The organism is Ciceribacter azotifigens (genome assembly GCF_048159625.1).
In the GTDB taxonomy this organism is placed as follows: domain Bacteria; phylum Pseudomonadota; class Alphaproteobacteria; order Rhizobiales; family Rhizobiaceae; genus Allorhizobium; species Allorhizobium azotifigens.
Genome location: NZ_JBLQTA010000022.1, coordinates 38,051 through 63,156 on the forward strand (window position 1 = coordinate 38,051; position 25,106 = coordinate 63,156).

The following is a 25,106-nucleotide window of genomic DNA, read 5'->3' on the forward strand; positions in this document are numbered from 1 at the left end:
GAGAAGAAGATGAAGTTCAGACTGACGATGCTACTTGGTGCGACTGCTGCAATTCTCGCCTCGGCGATCACCGCCAACGCGGAAACGGTGCTCAAATGGGCCCATGTGTACGAAACATCAGAACCCTTCCACACAGAATCCGTGTGGGCGGCGGAAGAAATCGCCAAGCGCACGGACGGGCGCTACAAGATTGACGTCTTCCCGGCTTCCCAGCTCGGCAAGGAAGCTGACATCAACCAGGGCCTGAAGCTCGGCACCGTCGACATCATCATTTCCGGTTCGAGCTTCGCTTCGCGTGAATATCCACCGATTGGCGTCACTTACTATCCCTATACCTTCCGCGATCCGGCGCACCTGATCGCCTATACCAAGAGCGACGTCTTCAAGAAGCTTGCGGCCGGCTATGAGCAAGCCTCCGGCGGCAACCATATCACCGCCGTCAGCTATTACGGCACCCGCCAAACCACCTCCAACCGGCCGATCGCGAAGTGCGCCGACATGGCCGGCCTGAAGATCCGCGTTCCGGACGTTCCGGCCTACCTCGCAATGCCGCGCGCCTGCGGTGCCAACACGACACCGATCGCGTTTGCCGAAGTCTACCTCGCGCTGCAGAACGGCACGGTCGAGGCGCAGGAAAACCCGCTCACCACCATCGAGGCGAAGAAGTTCTATGAAGTCCAGAAGAACATCAGTCTCACTGGCCACATCGTCGATCACCTCAACACGGTGGTGTCCGGCATGCTGTGGGCGAAGCTCTCGGACGAGGACAAGAAGATCTTTACCGAGGTGATGCAGGAGGCCGCCGAGCGCAGCACCAAGATCATCGAGGAGCGCGAAAACGCGCTGGTCGAAAAGTTCAAGGAGCGGGGTCTCACCGTGACCGAGGTCGACAGGTCCGACTTCGAGAAGACCGTTATGGAGAAGGTAAGCTTCGAGGAGTTTGGCTACGACAAGGCCGACTGGGAAGCCATCCGCGCCGTGAAGTAGGCCGGCATGCCCATCGCGTCCGGTGCAGTGTCGCCGGGCGCCCTACCCCTTCCAGAAATCGGCGGAGTTCTCCGATGAACGAACGACAGCACGCCCAGGCCAGCGTCGAGGAAATGGCGCATGCCTTCGAGGAGGATGCCGGCCCGGCAGACCTCTCTTCCTATGCAGCGGAGGACTGGCTCAACATGGCCGTCTTCTGGCTCATGGCGGCCTGCGTCTTCCTGCAGTTCTTCACCCGCTATGCGCTGAACAACAGCCTCGCCTGGACCGAGGAGATCGCCGCGAACTGTCTCGTGGTGATCGTGTTCCTCGGCTCGGTGATGTGTGTTCGCATGGCACGGCACATCCAGGTGGACCTTCTCTACCGCTTCCTGCCGCCGGGGATCAGGCGGCCGCTGCAGCTCCTCGTCGATTTCATCGTAATCGGCTTCTTCGCCTACACGACCTGGCTGATGTGGCGGTATATCGCTATCGTCGGCAACGAGCGGATGGTGACGGTCAACCTGCCGCGCGGCTATGTCTTCTACACCGTGTTTGCCGCTTTCGCGCTGATGCTGGCGCGCGCCGTACAGAACTTCGTCAAAGACATGATCAACGAAAAGACCGTTCGCGAACAGGCGAGCGAATCCGGCATCGAGGGGATCTGACCAGTGCTGCTGCTTATCGGATCCTTCCTCGCCCTCATGATCATCGGCACGCCCGTTGCCGTCTCGCTCGGGGTCTCCTCGCTCCTCTACCTGCTGATTTCCGGCGTCGCACCAGACATCATCGCCGCCCAGCGGATGATTGCCGGCGTCGAGAGCTTCCCGCTGATCGCCGTCCCCTTCTTCATCCTCGTCGGCAACCTCATGAACATCGCCGGCGTCACCGGCCGCATCTATCACTTCGCGCTGTCCCTCGTCGGCTGGATGAAGGGCGGTCTCGCGCAGGTCAACATCATCGGCTCGGTGGTCTTCTCCGGCATGTCCGGAACGGCGCTCGCTGACGCCGCCGGCATCGGTACGATCGAGATCAAGGCGATGAAGGACCACGGCTACCCCGTCGAGGCCGCCGTTGGCGTCACCGCCGCCTCCGCCACGCTCGGGCCGATCTTCCCGCCGTCACTGCCCTTCGTCATCTACGGCATGATGGCGAACGTCTCGATCGGCGCGCTGTTCATGGCCGGCATCCTGCCGGGCATCGTCATGACGGTCCTGATGATGCTGACCGTCGTCATCTTCGCCCATCGCAAGGGATGGGGGTCCGATACGCCGTTTGAGCTCAGGAAGCTCGGCGCCGCCTCGCTGGAAGTCGGCATCGTGCTCTGCTTCCCGGCGGCGGTCTATCTGCTGGTTCTTGCCGGTCTGTCGATCAATATCGCCGTTCTCATCGCCCTCGCCGCGCTCATCGCACTTGACTGGTATTTAGATTTTCACGCGGTCATGGCCCTGATGACGCCGGTGCTGCTGATCGGCGGCATGACCATGGGCTGGTTTACCCCGACGGAAGCCGCGGTCGCTGCCGTCATCTGGTCGCTCTTTCTCGGGCTTGTGCGCTACCGCACCATGACCCTGCGTACGCTGGCGAAGGCGAGCTTCGACACGATCGAGACCACCGCCTCGGTGCTCTTCATCGTCACGACGGCGTCGATCTTCGCATGGCTTCTGACCGTCAGCCAGGCGGCCCAGCTCTTCTCCGACTTCATGTTCTCGCTGACGGACAACTGGTGGACCTTCCTCATCATCGTCAACGTCCTGCTCCTGATCGTCGGTGCCTTTCTCGACACGATCGCCGCGATCAGCATCCTGGTCCCGATCCTGATGCCGATTGCCGCGCGCTACGGTGTGGACCCGGTCCACATGGGTCTGATCTTCACGCTGAACCTGATGATCGGCCTCCTGACCCCGCCGGTCGGCATGGTGCTCTTCGTGCTGTCGCGAATATCGAAGCTGTCGATCGAACGGACATCGATGGCGATCCTGCCGTGGACGATCCCGCTATTCGTGGCCCTGTTGCTGATCACCTTCATCCCGGCGATCACCCTCTGGCTGCCGACCGAACTCGGTCTGTTGCGGTAGGGGTCGTCGGAATGCAGACACGGTTCGCGCGCCTTTACGGCCGTCATGATCTCAAGGTCGAGGAGGCGCCGCTTACGCCGCCCGGGCCCGGCGAGGTCCTGCTGAAGATGGCGGCCGGCGGCATTTGCGGATCGGACCTCCACTACTACCAGGACGGCGGCTTCGGCCCCGTCAGGGTGCGCGAGCCGATCATCCCCGGCCACGAGGCTGCGGCCCATGTCGCCGCCCTCGGCGCCGGGGTCACCGGCCTGTCGATTGGCGATCTCGTCGCCGTCAACCCGGCCAGGCCCTGCGGCGCCTGCCGCTTCTGCCGGGAAGGATTTCCGATCCACTGCCTCGACATGCAATTCATGGGAAGCGCCATGCGCCTTCCGCACGCGCAGGGCATGTTTCGCGACTGGCTCACCATGCCGGCACACCAGTGCCTGCCGGCGGGCACGCTTGTCGGCCCGGACGAGGCGGCGTGCGCCGAGCCGCTCGCCGTCTGCCTTCACGCGGCTGCGCAAGCGGGTGACCTCGAGGGCAAGCGGGTTCTAGTCACGGGCGCCGGCCCGATCGGGGTCCTCACCGTCGCCGCCGCCCGGTACGCCGGCGCCGGGGAGATCGTCGTGACCGACCTTGCCGACGCCGCGCTCGACCGAGCGCTCGCGATGGGCGCGACCCAGGCGGTCAACGTCCGCCGCGATCCTCACCGACTCGCCGCCTTTGAACGCGACAAGGGCTGTTTCGACGTCGCTTTCGAATGCTCCGCCGCCGAAGCCGCACTCCGCAACGCCATCGCGACGGTCCGCCCGCGCGGCACGATCGTCCAGGTCGGCGTGACCGGCGACATCACCCTCCCCCTCAACGCGCTGGTCGGGAAGGAGCTGCGGCTCGTCGGAACGCAGCGCTTCGACCGCGAGTTTGGGCTGGCCGTCGACCTCATCGCCGACCGGCGCATCGATGTCCGGCCGATCATTTCGCATAGCTTCCCTCTCGAGGACGCGGTCGCGGCCTTCGAGCAGGCCGGCGACCGCTCGCAGGCCTGCAAGGTCCAGGTCACCTTTTTGCCCTGAGGCAGTCCCAATCACGGCCGGATTTTGCGGTGACGGCGGAATTCAGGCCGCAGATTTGCGGCCGATGCAGGCCACCCATGCAAAATTTGATCTCCTGTTTTTTCGGCGAATGCCTAAATAGAGGGCGTCAGATCGAAGGACAAATGCTATGAAAATCGGCAGTGCAATCACCGAATACTTCCGCCTCCGCAAGGCCTATCGCGAACTCTCCCGTCTCGATGATGCGTCCCTGAAGGACATCGGCGTCTCGCGGTCGCAGATCCGCCAGGTCGTCTTCGGCCGCTGAGGCGAAGAGGCCCGGCGACGGGCTGACCAAAATTGCCGGCTGCATGCCCCCATCCCCGGCATACGACGAAAACCCGGCCATGGCCCTGAGAGCCAGCGGCCGGGATATTTTTTTGAAGTGTCGCCGAAACGGCTTGGGCCTCCCCCGCCCGTCCCCTTTTGCCATCCCGACCCGGCGCCCGTTCGCCCCCTTGTCCCTGCGGCATTCGGCCTCACAGGCTTCCGCCCGTCGCCTTTCCACTCATCGGCAGCCGCGACGACCCGTCGAAACCGGCACCGTCGGCAATTGTGGACAGCGCGAACCGGGCCAAAAACTCTTCCGCGAACCCCTCTTGCTTTGTCAGAATTCAAGTCGTAGCGTCGGCGCACGTGCAAGTATTAGCTGTCTTCCCCAAAAGGAAGCCAGCTTATTCAAGCATTTACGAACGTCAAAACCCCTGGGGAAGACGGCTCCTCAGGGCTGATCAACTGACGAAACAATAGGGGAAATAACAATGAATGCTTCAATCAGGCGTACCCTCAAGGCGGTTCTGCTTTCCAGCACGCTGCTTGCCATGACCGCCAGCCTCGCTTCCGCCGAAACGGTCATCCGACGCGGCAATGGCGGCGAACCGCAAACCCTCGACCAGGCGCATATTTCCATCGACATCGAAGGCTTCATCGTCCGCGACTTGTTCGAGGGCCTGACCATCTACAACCCGAAGGGTGAGGTCATTCCGGGGGCTGCCGAGAGCTGGACGATTTCGGACGATGGCACCGTCTACACGTTCAAGCTCCGCGAAGATGCCAACTGGTCGAACGGCGATCCGGTGACCGCCGATGATTTCGTCTTCGCCTGGCGCCGCATGGAAGATCCGAAGGAAGCCGCCGAATACGCCAACATCCTCTACCCGGTGAAGAATGCCGAAGCCATCAACACCGGCAAGGCCGCCGTCGATACGCTCGGCGTGAAGGCCGTCGACGCAAAGACCCTGGAAGTCACCCTGGAACGCCCGACGCCTTACTTCCTGCAACTCGCCTCGCACTACTCGGCGTTGCCGGTCAACCCGGCCGTCGTTCAGAAATTTAGTGCGGAATGGACGAAGGCCGGCAACATGGTCTGCAACGGCGCCTATTGCCTCACGGAAAACGTTCCGAACGACCACATCACCGCCGTCAAGAACGACAAGTATTGGGATGCGGCCAACGTCAAGATCGACAAGGTGATCTACAATCCGTCCGAGGACCAGTCGGCGACCGAGCGCATGTTCGAGGCCGGCGAGTTGGATGTCGTCTATAACTTCCAGACGGACCAGAAATCGTTCCTCGAAGAAAAGCTCGGCAAGGACCAGGTTCTGGCAAGCACCGACCTCGGCACCTATTACTACGTCTTCGACACCCGTCACGAGCCCTTCAGCGACGTGAAGGTCAGGCAGGCGCTGTCGATGGCCGTCGATCGCGACTTCCTCGCGGAGAAGATCTATGCCGGCGCCCAGCTCGCGGGCTATTCCTTCGTTCCGCCGGGCATGGAAGGCTATACCCCGGCCGCGCCCGAGTGGGCCACTCTGGATCAGCTCGACCGTGAAGACAAGGCCAAGGAACTGCTGAAGGAAGCGGGTTACGGCGAGGGCGGCAAGCCGCTGAAGATCGACATTCGCTACAACACCAACGAAAACCACAAGAAGGTCGCGACCGCGGTCGCCGACATGTGGAAGGCCGTCGGTGCGGAGGTCACGCTGCAGAACCTCGACGTGAAGTCGCACTATGCCTACCTGCAGGAAGCCGGCGCCTTCGATGTCGCACGTGCCGGCTGGACGGCCGACTACGCCGACCCGGAGAACTTCCTCAATCTGATGGTGTCGAGCAATACGAGCTTCAATTACAGCCACTGGTCGAATGCGAAGTATGACGAACTGATGAAGGCCTCCTACACGGAACGCGACCCGGCCAAGCGCATGCAGATCCTCCATGACGCCGAGCAGATCGCCATGGACGAACAGGCAAACGCGCCGTTGATGGTCCACGCCTCGACCTGGCTCGTCTCCCGCAAGGTGAAGGGCTTCGAGATGAATGCCGTCAACGAGCACCTGACCAAGTTCCTCTCCATCGAATAAAGCACATGCAGGACAGGCGGAATCCGGGACGACCGGTTTCCGCCTCTTCGCGTTTTTGCGCGTAGGCTGGAGGAACCCTCCGGCTTGTCCTGCTGTTTCCGGTTTTCAGGAGAGAGCTATGCTGTCATTCATCCTGCGACGACTGCTGTCGTCGATACCCACGATCTTTATCGTGATCACCCTTTCCTTCTTCATGATGCGGCTGGCGCCCGGCGGCCCATTCAACCTGGAGCGACCGCTCGAGCCGCAGGTCCTCGCCAATCTCAACAAGGCGTTCCTGCTGGATCAGCCATTGCCGGTGCAATACCTCCATTATCTCGGCAACCTCCTGCACGGCGACCTCGGACCGAGCTTCGTCTACCGGGATTTCACCGTCGGTGAGTTGATCGCCAAGAGCCTGCCTTACTCGCTGATCCTCGGCTCCTGGGCACTCGCCGTCGGCGTCACGGGCGGCATCATCCTCGGAAGCTACGCCGCCGTGCGGCAGAATTCGGCCTTCGATCATCTCGTCATGAGCTTCGCCAATATCGGCATCACCGTGCCGAGCTTCGTCGTCGCCCCCATTCTCTCGCTGGTCTTCGCCGTCATCCTGCGTCTTGCGCCGGCAGGCGGCTGGGGAGACGGCGGGTTCAACAATCTCGTTCTGCCGGTGATTGCGCTCGCCCTGCCGCAGCTCGGCATCTTCGCCCGTCTCACCCGCGGGTCGATGATCGAGATGCTGCGGGCCGACCACGTTCGCACCGTGCGTGCCTACGGCCTTCCCGCACGCAGCATCATCGTCGTGCATGCGCTGCGCGGCGCCCTGATGCCGGTCATCTCGTATTTCGGGCCGACGGCCGCCGCCGTCCTCACCGGTTCCGTCGTCGTGGAAACGGTGTTCTCGCTGCCCGGCGTCGGGCGCTATTTCGTCCTCGGCGCCCTCAACCGCGACTACACGCTGGTCATGGGAACGGTCGTTCTCATCTCCGTCTTCATCGTGGTCTTCAACCTGATCGTCGACATTCTCTATGCGCTGCTAGATCCGAGGGTCCGCTATGAGTGAACCACACATCCAAACCGGATCCGCGGCAGCTCCCTTCGAGACGGAGGCGCGAGAGGGGCTCAGCCTCTGGAAGCTGGCCCGCATCCGCTTCCGCCGGAACACCGCCGCCATGCTCTCGCTCGGCTATCTTCTGCTGATCGTCGTCTTCAGCTTCGGCGGGCCGATCTTCTGGCCGCATCGCTACGACGCGGTGTTCACGAGCTACGTTGCCGTGCCGCCGTCGCTCTCGCCGTACCCGCAGGAGGCGACGCTTGAACAGGTCATGACGAAGGCGGTCGAGCGGGCGCGGGTGAGCCTGAACGCCTTCGACGTGTCGGGCTCCACCTATACCGCCACGATCTCGTCCGACAAGGCGATCGACGAGCGCGTCCTGCGCTATCTCGACCGCCCGGACGAATTCGACGGCGCGGCGCTCCAAGAAACGCGGGACGACGGCAAGACCCTCGTCGTTACGGGCAGGGTCAACGGGCAATATTTCCCCTTCGGGACCGACCGCAACGGTCGCGACCTCCTGCCCCGCGTCATGCTCGGCGGACAGGTCTCGATCGTCGTCGGCCTGCTTGCGACCTTCGTGTCGCTGGTCATCGGCGTCACCTACGGCGCGACGTCGGGCTTCATCGGCGGGCGCGTCGACAACGTCATGATGCGGTTCGTCGAGATTCTCTACTCGCTGCCGTTCATGTTCTTCGTCATCATGCTTGTGGTGTTCTTCGGGCGCCATTTCGTGCTGATCTTCGCGGCGATCGGCGCCATCGAATGGCTGGATATGGCCCGCATCGTGCGCGGCCAGACCCTGTCGCTCAAGCGGCGCGAATTCGTCGAGGCCGCGCGTGCCATGGGGCTTTCCAACTGGCAGATCATCCGCCGTCACGTCATCCCGAACACGATCGGCCCCGTCGTCGTCTTCGTCACGGTGCTCGTGCCCAAGGTGATCCTGCTCGAGAGCTTCCTCTCCTTCCTCGGGCTCGGGGTGCAGGAGCCGATGACCTCGTGGGGCACGCTGATCGCCGAAGGCACGGCCAGCATGCAGTCCGCATCATGGCTGCTGATCTTCCCCGCGATCTTCTTCGTAAGCACGCTGTTCGCGCTCAATTTCGTCGGCGACGGCCTGCGCGACGCGCTCGATCCCAAGGACCGCTGACGATGACCAAAACGGATATGCTGCTGCAAATACGCGACATGCGGGTCTGGTTCGACACGCCGCTCGGCAAAGTCGAGGCGGTCAAGGCCATCAGTCTCGACGTCAAACGCGGCGAGACGCTGGCGATCGTCGGCGAGTCTGGCTCCGGCAAGAGCCAGACCATGATGGCGATGATGGGCCTGCTCGCCGCCAACGGCTCCGCCTCCGGTTCGGCGAAGCTCGACGGCGCCGAAATCCTCGGCCTGCCGCTGAAAGGGTTGAACCACATCCGCGGCGAGCGGGTGACGATGATCTTCCAGGAGCCGATGACGTCGCTCGATCCGCTCTACAAGATCGGCTACCAGCTCGCCGAACCGATGATCCATCACAAGGGCCTCTCGGCGAAGGAGGCGCGGGCGAAGGCGATCGAGCTGCTGAAGCTCGTCAAGATCCCCGACCCGGAACGTCGCATCGACTCGTACCCCTACGAGCTTTCCGGCGGCCAGCGCCAGCGTGTGATGATCGCCATGGCGCTCGCCAACGATCCGGAGCTTCTGATCGCCGACGAACCGACGACGGCGCTCGACGTCACCATCCAGGCGCAGATCCTGGATCTGATGCGCGAGCTGAAGGCGCGGATCGGTCTCTCGATCATCTTCATCTCGCACGATCTCAACGTCGTGCGGCGGTTCGCCGACCGCGTCGCGGTGATGAAGCTCGGCGAAGTGGTCGAGCAGGGTCCGGTCGAGGCGATCTTCTCGAACCCGCAGCACGACTATACGAAGATGCTGCTCGCCGCCGAGCCGACGGGCCACAAGGACCCGGTTCCGACCGACTCACCGAGGCTGCTCGAGGGTCGGAACGTCGCCGTCACCTTCACCGCCGGCGGCGGCTTCCTCGGGCGAAGAAAGCTGGAAGTGAAAGCGGTCCGCGACGTCAACATCACGCTCCGCAAGGGGCAGACCATCGGTATTGTCGGCGAATCCGGCTCGGGCAAGTCCACCCTCGGGCGGGCGCTTCTCCGCCTCTTCGACAGCGACGGCCGGATCATCTTCGACGGCCAGGACATCTCGAAGGCGAGCCCGCAGCAGATGCGCGCGCTGCGCCGGCAGATGCAGCTGGTCTTCCAGGACCCGTTCGGTTCGCTGTCGCCGCGCATGACCGCCGGCCAGATCGTGACGGAAGGCCTGCTCGTCCACGAGCCGCAGATCAGCCGTGCCGAGCGCGACCGGATCGCCGTCGAGGCGTTCAGGGATGTCGGCCTCGACCCGGCCTCGCGCAACCGCTATCCGCACGAGTTCTCGGGCGGCCAGCGCCAGCGCATCGCCATCGCGCGCGCCATGGTGCTGAAACCGAAGGTGCTGGTGCTGGACGAACCGACATCCGCGCTCGACCGCTCGGTGCAAAAGCAGATCATCGAGCTTTTGCGCGATTTGCAACGGAAGCACGGTCTTTCCTATCTCTTCATCAGCCACGACCTCGCGGTCGTGCGGGCACTCTCCGACTATATCGTCGTGATGAAGAATGGCGTGATCGTCGAGGAAGGCGAAACCGCGGCGATCTTCGACGCGCCGCAGCAGGCCTACACGAAGGAACTGATGGCCGCGGCCTTCTGAGAGGTGCATGAACTATCGCTGACGCCGGCGGCTACAGCGCCGGCGTTGGCAGATCGATGACAATGGAGGGCTCCCTGACCTCCACGGAGGGAGGTTCGTCAGCCCTTTGCACGCGGGCTGTTGTTGCCTGGATCGGAAACATCGTCCGAAATCGCGCAGACGGTCTCCAGGAGTTCGATCGTCATCGCCTGCGCCTGCTTCGGAACGTCGGAGAAGCGCTCACGATAGCGAAGGCTCATCATCACGATCTCCGCGAACTACGGGTCCATACGGGGGATCGGTCGCCGATACATGACGCCGATTGACGCTCAGGTGTCCTGAACGGCATGGCGCAGTCCAGTCTGCGATGTTCCTGCTCCTTCGAGATCATCGAGGTGCGCAGCGCAGATCGCGGCGGCGGTTTCCTGCAACAGCGTCACACGCTCGACCAGCCAGGCCAGTTCCTCGCCGGTGATTTCGTAGTCGCGCGAATAGCGGGCATCGACATAGGCCCGGTCGAGGCGGGCGAAGTACCGGCGGGCAAAACGGCTCTCTCTTGGCCAGACGGCGGTCAGCGTGGGTGCTGCCCTCTCCGCATGCGTTCGGAGGCAGGCCAGCCTGTGGGATTTCGGGCTATGGCGCGTCAGGACCTGCAAGACTACGTGATAGAGCCGTTCAACGGTCTGATGCAGATCGAATGCCGCTTCGTTGTCGTAGCCGCGTGCCATGGCCTCTTTCGCCAGTGCGAAGCGACGCGCGGCAATCGGGAACCAGTGCTCGAATTGCCGGCGCGCTTCGGCTTTGACGGCTTCCGGGTCCAGTGGCTTCGGCGTGACGAGCGGAAAACCCGGCGCCTCGTAGAGCATGATGCCGTCGCGGGCGATGTCGACGAAGAAGGGCCGGCCATGGGCGAGCTGGTCGTTGAGGTCCATGATCGAATGAACGATGAAGTTGACCGGCGTTGCCAGATGCCGGGTGACCGTCAATTCCCGTTGTATGCGCTCCGTGGCTCGATACCAGTAACGCGGATCGGCAAAGGTCTTCGTGCTGACGACGACGAGCAGGTCAAAGCTGGAACGATCATCGCTCTTGCGATCCTCGCCCCGATCACCCCGCGCATGGGAACCGAAGAGAACAAGCTTTAGGATACGACCGCCCTTCCTCTTGACCGACAGCTTGCCCCTTTGCGCGTCCTCGAACTCTTCGAAGAGGATTCGAGCGACCCGTTCCAGTTCGCGACGCTTGTTCCGGGGAAGATGGCCGAGGCGTTCGGTTAAGGTCACCTCCACCACAGTCCCCCGACCGGGCTGCTCATAGCGTAGCGCGGTCGGCCCCATGCCTCCCTATGCGCGCGAGGTCATCAAGCGCCGAGCGGATCTGCGGCCAGGGAAACTCGGAACCGTCTTCCAACACTTTGCCTTCGCGCAGCACGGCGTTGAGCTTGGCCGCTACACCGGCCAGCGATGATGCGGGTGTAGCGGCCATGGCGTCGAGCAGGTCCGACGCCCGATCACCGGCGTCCCGCTCGGCCCGCACGGTGGCCGAGTAGCCGATTTCCCGGTCGGCGCTGTCCCATTGCGACTTACGAGCCGCGAACTCCGCCTCGGCCTTCGCGCAGGCTGCTGCCTCCTCGGGCGCGAGACGGAGCACATCATGGATCGTCTCGCGGGAATAGGCCGCCACAGGTTCGCCGTCGGACAGTTGGATGATCGCAAAGGGAAAGCCGATGGTTTCCGCGAGTTGCCGTTCGAGGCCTTGCTGCCGGCGGCAAAGCCGTTCTGTGAGACGGTGGGCATCCTGCCATTCGCGCCAGAGTGCCAGGACCGGGTCGGCGGATGATTCTTCCGCTATCGAACCGCCGGCGAAGGCGCTGGAGCCCCACGCTCCCATTGCGATTGCGGTGCCCGCCAGCATCTTCCTGCGGGTGACGAAAGGCAAAGTCGTGGTATCGTCCGAATCAGCCATTGATCCGAGCTCCAATCAGCTTGGGTTGTGGTCAGGCTGAGTGGAGTGTTCCCGCACTCCGCTTAGCCGCTTGCATGAGCCAAATTATATCACAGGCATAATTTGGCGGCTCTACAAATTATGTCAAGGTAATAATTTTGATAACAGAAGAGCAAATCCGAATGGCACGAGCGGCACTAAAGTGGGGTGTCCGAGACTTGGCCCGCGAAGCTCACGTGACAGCAGCGACCATCACACGTGTTGAAGCGGGCAAATCGGCGCACGCTTCCACGCTAAAGGCCATCCAATTAGCGTTTGAGGCCGCCGGCATCGAGTTCATCCCGGAGAACGGTGGCGGTGCGGGCGTGCGACTGGCAAAGAAGATTACCCGCTAGGGCCTAGCTTTTTCCGCCCTTTGTACACGGCAGTACGATGACGGCTAAGTGCCGATCGCAAAAGGATAATTTCCTGTCCTGACTGGATCATGGGCAGTCAGAGATATCCAGCAAGAGGCGGCGCCGCCATGCCTGTGCCAGACCGCATCATCCGCCTGAACACCGTGCTTTCCCGCACGGGCCTCTCCCGCTCGACAATCTACCGCAAGATCGCGGACGGCACGTTTCCCGCCCAAATCAGGATCAGCGTCAACGGTGCGGGATGGCGGGAATCGGACATCGATCGCTGGATCGCAGATCCCGTCGCATGACGGCCTCGCAATGAGGTCTAATCTCCAATGACGATTGATCGCGGAGACAGCGACAAACAGAAGACGGTATCCGCCTCTCGTTGCACTATAAGACCTCCCACGGCTTCGGAGCAGCTTGAGGAGCTCTGAGGTATCCTTGGCCCTTTCCCGGCAGGCCGCCGAAACACGACCCCAGCACATGGATCGTCACAGACGACTGGCCCGATTCCGTTCCCGTCGCTGAGGCCCAGATCGAGGTCTTCGAACGATGGTTCGGCGATCTGTTCGATGAACTCTTCGGCTCATCCGATCCTTGATGCATCCGGCAATATGCCGTATATAATCTTGTCAAGGAGATCAGTCATGCCCAGACCCGCAAGTGAAATCGAAACCGCCCGCCTTGAGGCGCGCGTTCCCGTCCATGTCTATGAGCAGATGCAGCGAGCGGCCAAGCTGCGCGGCATGACGCTGACCGGCTATCTCATCGCCACGGCGGGCGAGGATGCCCGCCGCACAGTCGAGGAAGCCGACGTGCTGCGTCTGGCGACGGAGGATCAGGTGCGCTTTGCAAAGGCACTGATTGATCCGCCCGCGCCCAACGCTCGTCTGGCCCGCGCAGCGAAGCGTCATGCCGACCTGATCGCGCCCCGGTGAGTGCAAGGTTCGCGATAGAGGCGCTGACCAAGGCCCACCAGCGCAAGACGTTTTCGTGCGGCAACGAGCGGATAGACCGCTATTTCCGCGAGGCCGTCACGCAGGACATCAAGCGCCGATATGCGACCTGTTTCCTCGCCCGAGACCTTGAGGCTGACCGGGTCGCGGGCTTCTACACGCTCTCATCGAGCAACGTCCCGTTGATTGCTGTCCCCGAGCCGCTGGCAAGCCGATTGCCGCGCTATCCGACCGTCCCGGCCGTGATGATCGGCTGGCTTGGACGAGACGAGTCCTATGCCGGGCTCGGACTCGGCGAGGCGCTGCTGTTCGACGCCATCAGGACGGTCGCCGAAGCTCCGATAGGCGCTCACGCCATATTCGCCGATGCCATCGACGCGAAGGCCGCCGCCTTCTACGCGGCCTTCGGATTCGCGCCGCTGACTGATCGGCCACATACGCTGTATCTGCCTGTTGCGACGGCACAGCGCCTTTTGTCGGGAGAAACCCCATGACAACTTCCAACGACGGCTAATCTCAGCCTCGGGTGAGGTAGCGCGCCGCGCTTTATCTTCGCGTCTCGACCGCGCGGCAGGCCGAGCATGATGTCTCCATTCCCGCAACCCGAAAGTCATGCCCGCGCGTGTCGTCAGTGGCCCGACCATGCTGACGGGGCTCATCTATTGCGCCAAGTGCGGTGGGGCCATGACCACACGCACCGGCAAGGGCGGATGCTATCGCTACATGCCTGCTCGACCAAAGCGCGTCTGGGACCGACTGCCTGCGAGGGTATGACCGTGCCGATGGAAAAGCTGGACGACCTGGTTGCCGACCACCTTGAGAAGCAGCTGCTACGACCTGAGCGGCTGGAAACGATCCTTGCCGCCGTCCTCGACCGGAGAGATGAACATGCCGAGCGCCGCCGCGAGCATATCGCCGAACTCAACAAACGCTCTGCCGAATCGGACTTGACGCGGCTCACCGCAACCGGACCGATCCCCGTCTGGATCGTTCTCTCTGGCCCATGCCCGTGGCGCACCACACGGGCCCGCCCGTCGGCAAGGCGCTCATCGGCCATCGCGGCAAGAAATGCCTCGGCGTCCGCCTCCACGGCCTGAGCCAGAAGCCGGCGCGCGCCTTCGCGCAGTACCGATGTCAGAGGATCATCGAGCGTGTCGGGATGCGGAAAGGAAACAACTCTGCTATCTGTCTTCATGGCGTATCGCTCTCTCGCCCTGGCGGCGGCGACATGATCTTTCCGTCGAACCGCGTTAGGATCATGGTGGCGACCAAGGGCGATGGTCGCCTCGCTCATTGAGACCTGCAAACTCGACGGTGTCGATCCGCGGGTCTATCTGACCGCTACGCTCACTGCCATCGTCAACGGCCATAAGCAGAAGCAGATTGAGGGTCGATTGCCGTGTAATTATGCGGCGGCATTCCACGTGCACAAAGGCAGCAGCTAGCCCGAGCTGGATTAGAGACGAATCTGGTCGACCGCGCCGCCCTTATCGGCTTCCCAGGTGTTCACCATGGCAAGCACTTCATCCAATGGCTCATCAAGGTGCGATGTGGTGCAAAGAATCCGATCAGGCCGTGAGCCATCCCCAGTCACTAGCCAATCTATTTTCTCCTCGATAACGTCGGAGCCAGGCCCGAATATCGCTAACAGCGAAACGCCATCGGCAAGACATCTTTCCACGAAGGCCTCCAGGACAGCTTCGTCCGATACCGGCGAATGTAAAACGAGCTTTTGGGCGAGAGACATGGGTTAACGTTAGACCGAGACGGCGATAACTGCAATTTGCTGATAGTTTCCCGGTCGTCGAATCCAAATCTGCCGACAACGTGAGAGCAGCACATCGCTTACGGTTTTTGGCCTACCAAACGATTTGACGACTAGAGTTCCTCCCCTCACTAGGGAGTGATCAGGACCTTATATTTCGGTCCATCATCTCCGTACATCACGGCGCCGTCGATCAGAATGATATGCGGATCGCTCAGCCGCTCAAGCTCTGATGACTGATGCCGAAACTCGTAGTGACAGGTCGGACACTTCGGATTTGCTCCCGGCACAAATCTGCCGCCGCACTCGCAATCGGGAAGTGACGATGCAATGTTGTGCAAGACCTCCAGACTTGCGCCGTGTCAAGCGAACCGAGGAATTGACCCCCTTGCCGAATTGAAGAACTGACCCCTTCATTGGTTTGCGTTTTCGTTTGTTTCGAGCGCCGGTCCGGCCTTCTGCAGAAGGCCGGACCGGCGCTCGAAACAAACGAAAACGCAAACCAATGAAGGGGTCAGTTCTTCAATTCGGCAAGGGGGTCAATTCCTCGGTTCGCTTGACACGGCGCAAGTCTGGAGGTCTTGCACAACATTGCATCGTCACTTCCCGATTGCGAGTGCGGCGGCAGATTTGTGCCGGGAGCAAATCCGANCGAATGGTGATCACTGTCGAATGGTGAAGCAGGCGATCGAGGATCGCCGTGGCGACGACGGAGTCCCCGAAGACGCTGCCCCATTCTCCCACCGAGCGGTTGGAGGTGATCAAGATCGAGCCCTTTTCGTAGCGCCGGGACACCAATTGGAAGAAGAGGTGAGCGGCGTTGGCCTCGAAGGGAAGATAGCCCAGTTCGTCGATGATCAGCAGTTTCGGCCGCGACAGGATCGTCAACTGCTTGTCGAGCGTGCCGTCGCTGTGGGCCTTGGCCAGCATCGCCACCAGCGTCGCCGCCGTGACGAACTGCACGTTGTAATTCTGACGGATCGCCTCGCGGCCAAGGCTCACGGCCAGATGGGTCTTTCCCGTTCCGGGCGGGCCGAGGAACAGGACCGTGTCGCCGTGCGCGATCCAACGACACGTCGCCAGCTCCCTGATCTGCCCTGGGTCCAGCGACGGCTGCGCCTCGAAGTCGAAGCCGTCCAGTTCACGCACGAAGGGGAACTGCGCCAGCTTACTCGACATCGAGATGCGCCGCTCGTCGCGACGGGCTATCTCGCGCGACACCAGGAAGGCCAAAGCCTCCCGTAGAGTCATCTTCGAACGGGCCGCCTCGTCCAGCAGCGTGTCGAGCTGGTCGCGGATCGCCGTCAGCTTCAGCCGATCGAGGGTCGCGATCAGCACATCGTGGTCAATGTTCGCCATTACCATCCTCCCCCAACAACCGCTTCGTATTCCGCGAGCGGACGCAAAAGGGCGGGAATCGGAAGTTCGACGGGTGCGGCAGCTCGCGCCAGCCCCTCGGCGCCAGTCACACCGACAAAATGCGCCCGGTCCACGATCCGTTGTCGCCGTCCCCCGCACACGGCATGATCGGCCACCACTTGGCCAGCATGCCGGATGATGACACGGCCCGCCAGCACTACGACCTGCACGCTCTCGCCGATCAGGCGCCAGGGCACCGAGTAGCTGTTCGTGTCGAGGTCGATCGCGCAATCCGACTGAACCTTTCGAACCAGATCCCGCAATTGTCCAAACGGAGCCCGACCGGACAAGGGGCGGAGCGCCCTGGCTTCGTCGGCAAAGCGTTCCGCCGGCGCGACACCTGTCGTGCCGTGCTTGCGCCGGTCGGCAACCTCCCGCGTCCATCGATCCAGGTGCGCTTCGAACTCAGCCCAGCTTTCAAAGCGGCGGCCGGCGATCGCGTTCTTCTTGACGTAGCCGACCCCACGCTCGTCCTTGCCTTTCGTACGTGCCCGATATGGCGCGCAGGCCCGAGGCGTGAAGCCCCAGTACCGGGCGAAGGCATGGAGGCGCGCGTTGAATCTCACCTCCCGCGTCACCGCATCATGATGCTCGACGAGCGCCTTAGCATTGTCGATCAGTACTTCCGCCGGAACCCCGCCAAACCGCAGGAAAGCGCCTTCCATCCCCTCGAACCAGTCTGCCTGGCGTTCCCTGAGCGAGGCGCGCGTATGCAGGCGGCGCGAGTAACCCAGCGTTCCAACGAACAGGTGAATCCGAATACGCTCGCCGCCGATCCAAACCTTCGTATCGCCAAAGTCGATCTGCATCTGATGGCCCGGCGCCGTCTCAAAGCGGACCGTCGCACGCTGCTGCGCCTTCAATTCCCGCCGCCACTGCTTCACCCGCAACTCGACAGAACGAAGCCCGATCACGATCCCATGTTCGCTGGCCAGCTCCTGCCGGATGACATCGGCGTTGCCCTCGTGGCGGAAGAAACGTTCGCGAAGCCAGCCGTCCAGACCATCGAATGCAGTGCGCCGGGCAGGCTGTTTGAACGGTGCTGATCCGCCGTCCCGAACATACCGGCGGACCGTATTCCGGGCGCATCCGAATTCCTTCGATAAGCGTTTGGTGCCCCAACCAAGCTCATGCAGCCGCAACATTGCCACCACCTCATCAGCCTGAAGCATATCCCCATCCTGCATTGTTCGTGACAATGCAGCATGCGCGGAAATCTCGATCGTCATCTAATCACTCCTCGTTTGCACACGAGGGGTCTGTTCTTCGCTTCGTTAGGGGGTCAGTTTTTCATTTCGCCCGACACGCCGTTCCAGCTGAGGGCTTGGTCTTTCTCACGAAGAATTGCATTGCTACAATCAGAACAATAAAAATGCGGGCACATCTGGCTCATCCCAGATGATCTCCATGCTGGTATTTCCACCGCGCAATTGGGGCACATAAGCTTTCCAACGCCGGCATACTCGACCGTTTTCATCTTAGATTTTCCATGGATCGTTATGGCTAAATGCCTTAACATAGCCACTCGAAGCACTGAGGCAATAACACCAAAGTGGACCGCATGCCTGTATTGGGCCCACCACGGGCATGCGCTCGCGTTACGCCGCCGGATAATCCCACGGTAGGAGTTTCTTAATCCGGCTCTGTTTGTGTCCTTTGACGATGGCTGCGAGCGTGCTGGTCAAATAGGCCTGCGGATCAACATTGTTGAGCTTGCAGGTCTCAATGAGCGAGGCGATCATCGCCCAGTTCTCGGCTCCCGCGTCATGACCAGTAAAGAGTGCGTTCTTGCGATTGAGCGCTATCGGCCGGATTGTTCGCTCGACGCTGTTGTTGTCGATCTCGACGCGGCGTCGGTCAGGAAGAGCTTCAGGCCATCCCAGTATTTGGCGATGTAGGCCAAGGCCTCGCCGAGAGGGGACTTCGTCGCGACACGGGGCGGTGATGGACGAGCCAGCTCTGCATGTCGGCGACCAAGGGCCCTGATCGCTCCTGACGCCTAGCGAGACGAGCATCCGCATCAAAGCCACGCAATTCGGCCTCGATCCGATACAGATCACCGATCCGCTTCACGCCCTCCTCGGCAGTAGGTGCGGTTCCGTGGTGAGTAATCTCCACCAGCTTGCGACGAGCATGCACCCAGCAATGGGCAAGCCGAATGTCCGGGTCGACACGGTCAGGTGCGATCAGTCTGTTGTATCCCTGCATAGCCATCCACCTGCGGGATGCCGGAAAAGCCCTGCAATATCCGTTCGGCACGAATGCCTCCGCGACCAGGAGCATAGCTGAACGCGACGCCCGGGGGAGCGCCGCCATTCCACGACAATCTCGGCACGTGAGACTGCCTTGACCGTCGGTGGCTCCGCAGTAGGTGGATCGGCAACCACTGCTGCGAACTCCACCGCATCGATGCGTCTCACGGCGGCTCCGCCGCGTCGTGAGAACCTCCAGTGTAGTTTCCATGGAGAAACTCCCTTGGTCATCCATGGAAAGGGGATCACAGATCACGCGGCTGCGGACAATGTGGGGGCAGAACACCGGTTACGGTGAACCTGGAGTTTGCAAGGTCGATAACGCGTGCGGCCTGGTCAAACAGGTCGTCCCATCTGCTCGTGCGCGTGGGCACCTACGCCGCCCGCGCCAGCGGAGAACTTCCGCGCCAATTCGGAGGCAATCCTTGGAACGACGCACATCTCGTCCAGGAACGAGTACTGGAGGCCCTCGTCAACTTCCGAAAAGAAGCAGAATACCGATGGATCGAAAAGATCGACGCTGGCGGGATCAGAAATCTTCGACGCCAGTTGCTCAGCCGACAGCGCCGTCCCGTAAGGGGCGTTGACAGTGGCCAGAACCTTTACTGCAACAGCCGACATATTTCCGGACTGCATAGCTCTTTCGACTATCTATATAACGTCACAGAGCCGGGGAAACAAGAAATCCGCTGCCTCGTGCCTTTGGCCGCTCCCTGGGACCGTCCGATCTCCGCACCAACACTGGTCGATGCTGCGTAATCTTCATTCACACCGACGCCCTTCCCATCCGATCCTTATCGGGTTATGTTCCTAATTCGTTCCACGAGCGCGGGGGCTTGCCTCAGCGCACGCGAACGATGACGAGGAAATGCGGCGGCAAGGTCAACTCACGGAAAACACGGACGCACCGGCAAGACACCGGCGCGCCTGCGGTGTTGCTCTCTCCGCCACGCCGGCGACGTGTGGTGGCACGTCTTCGCGCATGAGGAGACAGAGTTTCTGATGAGCCTTGCCTATCTGGAGAAACTGAACGACCGGCAGCGTGCCGCAGTCGAGCATGGTATCGGCGCGCCCGGATTGCCCGGACCGCTCCTGATCATCGCCGGCGCCGGCTCGGGAAAGACCAACACGCTCGCGCACCGCGTCGCCCACCTGATCGTCAATGGCGCCGATCCGCGCCGCATCCTCCTGATGACCTTCTCCCGCCGCGCCGCATCGGAAATGGCCCGCCGCGTCGAGCGCATCTGCCGTCAGGTCCTGGGCGACAAGGCCGCCATCATGACCGACGCGCTCGCCTGGGCCGGCACCTTCCACGGCATCGGGGCGCGGCTTCTGCGCATCCACGCCGACCAGATCGGCCTTGCCGACGATTTCACAATCCACGACCGTGAGGACAGCGCCGACCTCATCAATCTCGTGCGCCACGAGCTCGGCCTCTCGAAGACCGAGAGCCGCTTCCCGACCAAGGGCACCTGCCTTTCGATCTATTCCCGCGTGGTGAATTCGGAAACCTCGATCGGCGAGGTGTTGAAAGCGCATTACCCCTGGGTCGCCGGCTGGGAGGAGGAGCTGAAACAGCTCTTTTCCGCCTATGTGGAGGCCAAGCAGGCCCAGAACGTGCTCGATTACGACGACCTCCTGCTCTACTGGGCACAGATGGTGAGTGAGCCGGAGCTTGCCGACGAGATCGCCGGCCGCTTCGACCACGTGCTCGTCGACGAATACCAGGACACCAACCGGCTGCAGGCGGCGATCCTGCTGGCGCTGAAACCGGGAGGACACGGGCTGACGGTCGTCGGCGACGACGCCCAGTCGATCTATTCGTTCCGCGCGGCGACGGTGCGCAACATCCTCGATTTCCCGGACGCCTTCTCGCCGCCGGCCCATGTCGTCACGCTCGACCGCAACTATCGCTCGACGCAGCCGATCCTCGCAGCGGCGAACGCGGTGATCGGCGAGGCGCGCGAACGCTTCACCAAGAACCTCTGGAGCGACCGCGAGGCCGAGGAGCGCCCGGTGCTGGTGACCGTCCGCGACGAGGCCGACCAGGCCCGATACATCGTCGAGCAGGTGCTCGAAAACCGCGAGCGCGGCATCGGGCTGAAACAGCAGGCGGTGCTCTTCCGCTCGTCGAACCACAGCAGTTCGCTCGAAGTCGAGCTCACCCGCTCGAACATCCCCTTCGTCAAGTTCGGCGGCCTCAAATTCCTCGACAGCGCCCATGTGAAGGACATGCTGGCGGTCTTGCGCTTCGCCCAGAACCCGCGCGACCGGGTCGCGGGCTTCCGCCTGCTGCTACTCCTGCCGGGGATCGGCCCGCAAACGGCCGGCCGCATCCTCGATACGATTGCGGCCGATCCCGAGCCGCTCGTGGCGCTTGCCGAAATCCCTGCCCCGCCGAAATCGGGCGCGGACTGGCCGACCTTCCTCGACCTGCTGCTCGGGCTGCGCAAGACCGGGCCTGGCTGGCCGAACGAGATCAGCGCGGCGCGTGCCTGGTACGAGCCGCATCTCGACCGGATCCACGAGGACGCCGAAACCCGCAAGGCCGACCTGCTGCAGCTCGAGCAGATCGCCGCCGGCTATGCCAACCGCGAGCGTTTCCTCACCGAGCTCACCCTCGATCCGCCGGACGCCACCAGCGATCAGGCGGGCGTTCCGCTGCTCGACGAAGACTACCTAATCCTCTCGACCATCCATTCGGCCAAGGGGCAGGAATGGCGCTCGATCTTCATGCTGAACGTCGTCGACGGCTGTATTCCCTCCGACCTCGGGGTCGGCACCACCGCCGAGATCGAGGAGGAGCGCCGGCTCCTTTATGTCGGCATGACGCGCGCCCGCGACAGCCTGACCCTCGTCACGCCGCAGCGCTTCTTCACCTATGGCCAGAACGCGCAGGGCGACCGCCATGTCTATGCCTCGCGTACCCGCTTCATCCCCGCACCGATGCTCGGCCTCTTCGAGGCGAAGAGCTGGCCGATCGTCCCGACCGCGGCCGGAGAACGCAGCACGCGACAGGTCCACGTCGACGTCGGCGCGCGCATGCGGGCGATGTGGAAGTAGGGGGTAGCGGGGCGCTGAGGTTACGCCTGATATAAAGGCTTTGCGCCGCGATCTCCGGTTCCGCCGCAGGCCCGCAGAGCAGCAAACAATGGTTGGTATCGGTCGTACCCGCGCTTCAGTTCGCTCTAGCGGTCACCGAATGCCCGAGCTTCTCCAGATGTTCGACGCAGATTGCCTCGATCTCCGAGATCAACTTTTGGGCGCGTTCGAGGAGCCAGATGAGCGCTTCCTCGCTGATGTCGTAGTGCTTCGAGTAGCGGGATTTGACGTAGGCCTCGTTCAGAATATTGAACCAGGCGACGTATTGGTGCTGATCGGCCTGCCAGACGTCGGCGAGCCGCTGATCACGGCCCTGGCAGAGGCCGCGCAGGTGCTTCAGATTGTGGGAGGCGGGACTGTAGCTGGTCAGAACGAGCAGCAGTGCTGAATAGGCCTGCTCGATTGACTGATGAAGCAGGAAAGCAGCCTCTTTGCATCTCTTGCGGCTGATAAAGAACTGAGTGCTTTCGACGAACGCCTTTGCATGCGGGAGACGCTCCTCAAAATAGTCGTTGGCAATCCTCAGGGCGTCGGCTGGCGTCCGCTGTCTCGGCTCGGCGAGTGGTTCGTCGTCAAGCTCGTAGAGCGTGATGCCATACGACGGATGTCGACGAAGAAATACTGCCCTTCGTAGAGGCCGTGTTCACCTCGCGTCTCGAATGGATGATCAGGCTGACGGGCGTCTGGATCTCCGGCAGATGCATTAGCCGGTCCTGCGCCTTGTGCCAGTAGGCGGCGAAATCCGTAAGCTTCTTGTTGTTGACGATGATCAGCAGATCGTAGTCGGACTTATAGCCCTTCTTCGTGTGCGGTTCGTCGAGCCGGGTTCCGCGGGCGTAGGATCCGAAGAGAATGATCTTCAGGACGCGGCCGCGCTTCTTGAAGTCGGCCGTCCCCTCCTTGAGCGTGTCCTCGAAGTCCTCGTGCAGCACCTCGACGATGCGCGCGAGCTCGCGCTGCTTCGATGCGGGAGATGATCGAGGCTGGTCTTCATCGGATGCGGAGCGGTCCTTGAGGTCATTCACCATGCATAGCGCCGAATCCGTAGAGTGCCCATAGTGCGGAACATTTCAACGTAATGGTGCAGCAAAGTTCTCGTACAATCTTCGAGTTTGTCCGAAGGGCACCCGCACTCAGAATTCCACCCCTTGCGCGCAACCGCGGGAAGACGGTGGATGATGATGCTGTTGATGATTTCGATTATTGTACTATATTGATAGCCACAATAATCAGACGGAGCCAACCACATGGCCGCTATCAATATTGCCGGGGAGTTTGCCGGCGTTGGAACGCTCTCCGGAACACCAGAGCAAGTTCGCAGTGGACTGAATGGGCTGAAAGTCGAGCAGGTTGTCGCGCTGACGATCGAGCATGGCAGCGCGTCGGCCGCCAAGGCCCTTGCCGAGACGGTGGCTGGTCTTGCTCCGCTGGTCAGCGCCATTCTCAAGCGCCGCCAGGATGAGACGCTGAATTCGATCGTGGAAGCCTTGGTGCCGGAGGTTCCTCCGCCACATCACAAGCTTCTCGAGGCCCGTATGGTGGCGGACGCGCGCAAGGCCGTTCTGGAGAGCGGCGACTGGCTGACGGCTGCCGACGTGGCAAAGATGGCCGGGTTCAGTACCAGCAATCCTAGTGCCCAACCGAACAAATGGAAGAAGGAGCGCCAGATCTTTGCGGTGCGACATCGGGGTATCGACTACTTCCCGGGCTACGCTCTGGACCCCTCGACCGACTTCCGACCGGTGAAGGCGTTGGCAAAGGTACTCAGTACCTTCCAGGGAGCGAAGGATGACTGGGGCATCGCCTATTGGTTTGCCTCGGTCAACGGTTTCCTCGGAGGAAACAGGCCGCAGGATCTCCTCATCAGCGAGCCCGACCGCGTCATTTCCGCCGCCGAAGACGAGGTGGCGGGGGTCCTCCATGGCTGAGCGGAAAGCACGAACGGACTTTCCGCTTGTTGCCGACGCATTTGTGCCTGCCCCGCGGGAGGATCTCGACACACAGATCCGTTCGATGATCTGGCCCTTGGGGCGGGTCATTCACCGTATTCACCTCAGTATTTATTGCGGAACTGCCTTCAATCCCGGGGTCAAGGGAAACGCCAGGTTCAGCCCAATTCGAGATCGGGCCGGCGCCAGTATCCCGACGCTTTATGGTGGAACGACCTTCGACTGCGCCGCAATGGAAACGGTGTTTCACGACGTGCCATTTGCACCGGGACTGAAGACGTTCGATCAAACAAGGCTGGCCGGACAAGCCTATTCGACGGTGATACCACGGCGAGATCTTGTACTGGCCGACCTAAGTTCGACGGCCCTGAGGTCACTTGGATTGCGCCGCGGTGATCTCATCGACACCGAAAAGGATCGGTATCCCGGGACGCGAAAGTGGGCAGAAGCAATCCACCAGCAGTGCCCGACCGTCGACGGCTTGTGCTGGGTCTCACGGCAGGACGACCGCGCCCGGGCGCTTGTTCTGTTTGGTGATCGGATTCCCGCGGATGACCTCCTCCTTGCCACCGCGACGCGAAGCATCCTCGAAAATGTTGATCTTTTTACCAGTCTGCTGATCCTGGCGGATCGCATTGGCGTTTGCGTTGTATAGATCCTGCTGCCTTGCCAGCGCAACACGGCGGCCTCCCGTTCGAAGGCCCAGTTGTTCACTCCAAGAGCCGACAGCGAGCACCCTGACGCCCTGGGGCACTCATTTGACTACCTCACGTTCCAAACCGTCATTCTCAGGTTTTCCTGCCGGATCAGAGGCAGTCATATCCGCAAAGTTGCCGACGGTCGCTTCGGCGCCGTTCTCTAGCAACAGGCGCACGACGGCGTCGTGACCGGTCTCCGACGCGTACATGAGCGCAGTTCGCCCGGTCTTGTCCTGCTGATTCACGTGAGCGCCCCACTGGATCAGCTTCCGGGCGACGGATGCATTGCCTTCGGATGCGGCCAGCATCAGAGGCGTGTAGCCGGAGGTCGTAGATGCGTTCGCTGTAGAGCGACAATCTGGATGAGATCAGCGCGACAATCTGGA

General features: G+C 62.0%; 22 protein-coding genes and 6 pseudogenes. 18 read left to right on the forward strand and 10 right to left on the reverse strand.

The genetic code is table 11. The features are described from left to right. The first annotated feature begins 9 nt into the window (after positions 1–9). The 9 genes from ACM6UT_RS21480 to ACM6UT_RS21520 all read left to right on the forward strand — a co-directional run bounded on the left by ACM6UT_RS21480 (position 10) and on the right by ACM6UT_RS21520 (position 10,255). On the forward strand, positions 10–987 hold the full coding sequence (locus ACM6UT_RS21480) for a sialic acid TRAP transporter substrate-binding protein SiaP (RefSeq protein WP_416799365.1): 978 nt from the start codon (positions 10–12) through the stop codon (positions 985–987). Between the two features lie 74 nt (positions 988–1,061). After that, entirely contained in the window at positions 1,062–1,634 is a 573-nt protein-coding gene (locus ACM6UT_RS21485; protein ID WP_416799366.1) for a TRAP transporter small permease, read from the forward strand. A 3-nt stretch (positions 1,635–1,637) separates the two neighbouring features. Further along, the gene (locus ACM6UT_RS21490; protein WP_416799367.1) at positions 1,638–3,044 is read left to right on the forward strand and encodes a TRAP transporter large permease; all 1,407 of its coding nucleotides are present in this window, start codon (positions 1,638–1,640) and stop codon (positions 3,042–3,044) included. Between the two features lie 11 nt (positions 3,045–3,055). Next, positions 3,056–4,099: an L-idonate 5-dehydrogenase gene (locus tag ACM6UT_RS21495; protein WP_416799368.1), complete on the forward strand. Its 1,044-nt coding sequence runs from the start codon at positions 3,056–3,058 to the stop codon at positions 4,097–4,099. Positions 4,100–4,247: 148 nt separating this feature from the next. Beyond that, positions 4,248–4,385 carry a DUF1127 domain-containing protein gene (locus tag ACM6UT_RS21500; RefSeq protein ID WP_416799369.1) on the forward strand — a complete coding sequence of 46 codons (138 nt, stop codon included), beginning with the start codon at positions 4,248–4,250 and terminating at the stop codon, positions 4,383–4,385. 493 nt (positions 4,386–4,878) lie between these two features. Further along, positions 4,879–6,477, forward strand: a complete 1,599-nt coding sequence (locus ACM6UT_RS21505) for a peptide ABC transporter substrate-binding protein (RefSeq protein ID WP_416799370.1) — start codon at positions 4,879–4,881, stop codon at positions 6,475–6,477. A gap of 118 nt (positions 6,478–6,595) precedes the next feature. Next, a complete protein-coding gene (locus ACM6UT_RS21510; RefSeq protein WP_416799371.1) occupies positions 6,596–7,519 on the forward strand; it encodes an ABC transporter permease subunit in 924 nt (307 codons plus the stop codon). Next, the gene (locus ACM6UT_RS21515; RefSeq protein WP_416799372.1) at positions 7,512–8,660 is read left to right on the forward strand and encodes an ABC transporter permease; all 1,149 of its coding nucleotides are present in this window, start codon (positions 7,512–7,514) and stop codon (positions 8,658–8,660) included. The genes ACM6UT_RS21510 and ACM6UT_RS21515 overlap by 8 nt, the downstream gene beginning before the upstream one ends. A gap of 2 nt (positions 8,661–8,662) precedes the next feature. Next, positions 8,663–10,255, forward strand: coding sequence for an ABC transporter ATP-binding protein (locus ACM6UT_RS21520; protein WP_416799373.1), 1,593 nt, complete (start codon positions 8,663–8,665; stop codon positions 10,253–10,255). 98 nt (positions 10,256–10,353) lie between these two features. On the opposite strand, the gene ACM6UT_RS21525 is transcribed toward ACM6UT_RS21520, so the two are convergent. From ACM6UT_RS21525 to ACM6UT_RS21535, 3 genes are all read right to left on the reverse strand, one after another. Then, positions 10,354–10,494, reverse strand: a complete 141-nt coding sequence (locus tag ACM6UT_RS21525; protein ID WP_416799374.1) for a hypothetical protein — start codon at positions 10,492–10,494, stop codon at positions 10,354–10,356. Between the two features lie 69 nt (positions 10,495–10,563). Next, positions 10,564–11,517, reverse strand: coding sequence for a HEPN domain-containing protein (locus ACM6UT_RS21530; RefSeq protein WP_416799375.1), 954 nt, complete (start codon positions 11,515–11,517; stop codon positions 10,564–10,566). Positions 11,518–11,545: 28 nt separating this feature from the next. Beyond that, positions 11,546–12,199, reverse strand: coding sequence for a hypothetical protein (locus tag ACM6UT_RS21535; RefSeq protein WP_416799376.1), 654 nt, complete (start codon positions 12,197–12,199; stop codon positions 11,546–11,548). A gap of 161 nt (positions 12,200–12,360) precedes the next feature. On the opposite strand from ACM6UT_RS21535, the gene ACM6UT_RS21540 reads away from it, so the two are divergent. The 5 genes from ACM6UT_RS21540 to ACM6UT_RS21560 all read left to right on the forward strand — a co-directional run bounded on the left by ACM6UT_RS21540 (position 12,361) and on the right by ACM6UT_RS21560 (position 14,309). Then, positions 12,361–12,573: a helix-turn-helix domain-containing protein gene (locus tag ACM6UT_RS21540; protein ID WP_416799377.1), complete on the forward strand. Its 213-nt coding sequence runs from the start codon at positions 12,361–12,363 to the stop codon at positions 12,571–12,573. A 128-nt stretch (positions 12,574–12,701) separates the two neighbouring features. Beyond that, positions 12,702–12,884 (forward strand): helix-turn-helix transcriptional regulator, encoded by a 183-nt coding sequence (locus ACM6UT_RS21545; protein ID WP_416799378.1) that lies wholly within the window; start codon positions 12,702–12,704, stop codon positions 12,882–12,884. A gap of 342 nt (positions 12,885–13,226) precedes the next feature. Beyond that, positions 13,227–13,517, forward strand: coding sequence for a type II toxin-antitoxin system TacA family antitoxin (locus ACM6UT_RS21550; RefSeq protein WP_416799379.1), 291 nt, complete (start codon positions 13,227–13,229; stop codon positions 13,515–13,517). Further along, positions 13,514–14,029, forward strand: coding sequence for a GNAT family N-acetyltransferase (locus tag ACM6UT_RS21555; protein WP_416799380.1), 516 nt, complete (start codon positions 13,514–13,516; stop codon positions 14,027–14,029). Before ACM6UT_RS21550 ends, ACM6UT_RS21555 begins: the two co-directional genes overlap by 4 nt. A 190-nt stretch (positions 14,030–14,219) precedes the next feature. Next, positions 14,220–14,309, forward strand: coding sequence for a hypothetical protein (locus tag ACM6UT_RS21560; RefSeq protein ID WP_416799381.1), 90 nt, complete (start codon positions 14,220–14,222; stop codon positions 14,307–14,309). Between the two features lie 172 nt (positions 14,310–14,481). On the opposite strand, the pseudogene ACM6UT_RS21565 reads toward ACM6UT_RS21560, so the two are convergent. Then, positions 14,482–14,730 (reverse strand): annotated as a pseudogene (locus ACM6UT_RS21565) (IS256 family transposase); the annotation flags it as partial. 79 nt (positions 14,731–14,809) lie between these two features. On the opposite strand from ACM6UT_RS21565, the pseudogene ACM6UT_RS21570 reads away from it, so the two are divergent. Further along, positions 14,810–14,980 (forward strand): annotated as a pseudogene (locus ACM6UT_RS21570) (transposase domain-containing protein); the annotation flags it as partial. Positions 14,981–15,945: 965 nt separating this feature from the next. Here the strand turns inward: ACM6UT_RS21570 and istB are convergent. From istB to ACM6UT_RS21590, 4 genes and pseudogenes are all read right to left on the reverse strand, one after another. Beyond that, a pseudogene (gene istB, locus ACM6UT_RS21575) lies at positions 15,946–16,659 on the reverse strand (IS21-like element ISSme2 family helper ATPase IstB); the annotation flags it as partial. Continuing rightward, positions 16,659–17,948 carry an IS21 family transposase gene (gene istA / locus ACM6UT_RS21580; RefSeq protein WP_416799382.1) on the reverse strand — a complete coding sequence of 430 codons (1,290 nt, stop codon included), beginning with the start codon at positions 17,946–17,948 and terminating at the stop codon, positions 16,659–16,661. The pseudogene istB and the gene istA, both read right to left, overlap by 1 nt. A 369-nt stretch (positions 17,949–18,317) precedes the next feature. Continuing rightward, positions 18,318–19,039: pseudogene (gene tnpC / locus ACM6UT_RS21585) on the reverse strand (IS66 family transposase); the annotation flags it as partial. 268 nt (positions 19,040–19,307) lie between these two features. Beyond that, positions 19,308–19,592, reverse strand: coding sequence for a hypothetical protein (locus ACM6UT_RS21590; RefSeq protein ID WP_416799383.1), 285 nt, complete (start codon positions 19,590–19,592; stop codon positions 19,308–19,310). A 381-nt stretch (positions 19,593–19,973) separates the two neighbouring features. Here ACM6UT_RS21590 and ACM6UT_RS21595 point away from each other — a divergent pair, with 381 nt between their 5' ends. Next, on the forward strand, positions 19,974–22,034 hold the full coding sequence (locus ACM6UT_RS21595) for an ATP-dependent helicase (protein ID WP_416799384.1): 2,061 nt from the start codon (positions 19,974–19,976) through the stop codon (positions 22,032–22,034). A gap of 115 nt (positions 22,035–22,149) precedes the next feature. On the opposite strand, the pseudogene ACM6UT_RS21600 reads toward ACM6UT_RS21595, so the two are convergent. Then, positions 22,150–23,067: pseudogene (locus ACM6UT_RS21600) on the reverse strand (nucleotidyltransferase and HEPN domain-containing protein). A gap of 253 nt (positions 23,068–23,320) precedes the next feature. On the opposite strand from ACM6UT_RS21600, the gene ACM6UT_RS21605 reads away from it, so the two are divergent. Together ACM6UT_RS21605 and ACM6UT_RS21610 are read left to right on the forward strand one after the other, a co-directional pair. Beyond that, complete coding sequence (locus tag ACM6UT_RS21605; RefSeq protein WP_416799385.1) at positions 23,321–24,001, forward strand: hypothetical protein; 681 nt, start codon at positions 23,321–23,323, stop codon at positions 23,999–24,001. Next, on the forward strand, positions 23,994–24,677 hold the full coding sequence (locus ACM6UT_RS21610; RefSeq protein WP_416799386.1) for an RES family NAD+ phosphorylase: 684 nt from the start codon (positions 23,994–23,996) through the stop codon (positions 24,675–24,677). The genes ACM6UT_RS21605 and ACM6UT_RS21610 overlap by 8 nt, the downstream gene beginning before the upstream one ends. A gap of 99 nt (positions 24,678–24,776) precedes the next feature. Here the strand turns inward: ACM6UT_RS21610 and ACM6UT_RS21615 are convergent. Continuing rightward, positions 24,777–25,049, reverse strand: a pseudogene (locus ACM6UT_RS21615) (ankyrin repeat domain-containing protein); the annotation flags it as partial. Between the last annotated feature and the right edge of the window lie 57 nt (positions 25,050–25,106).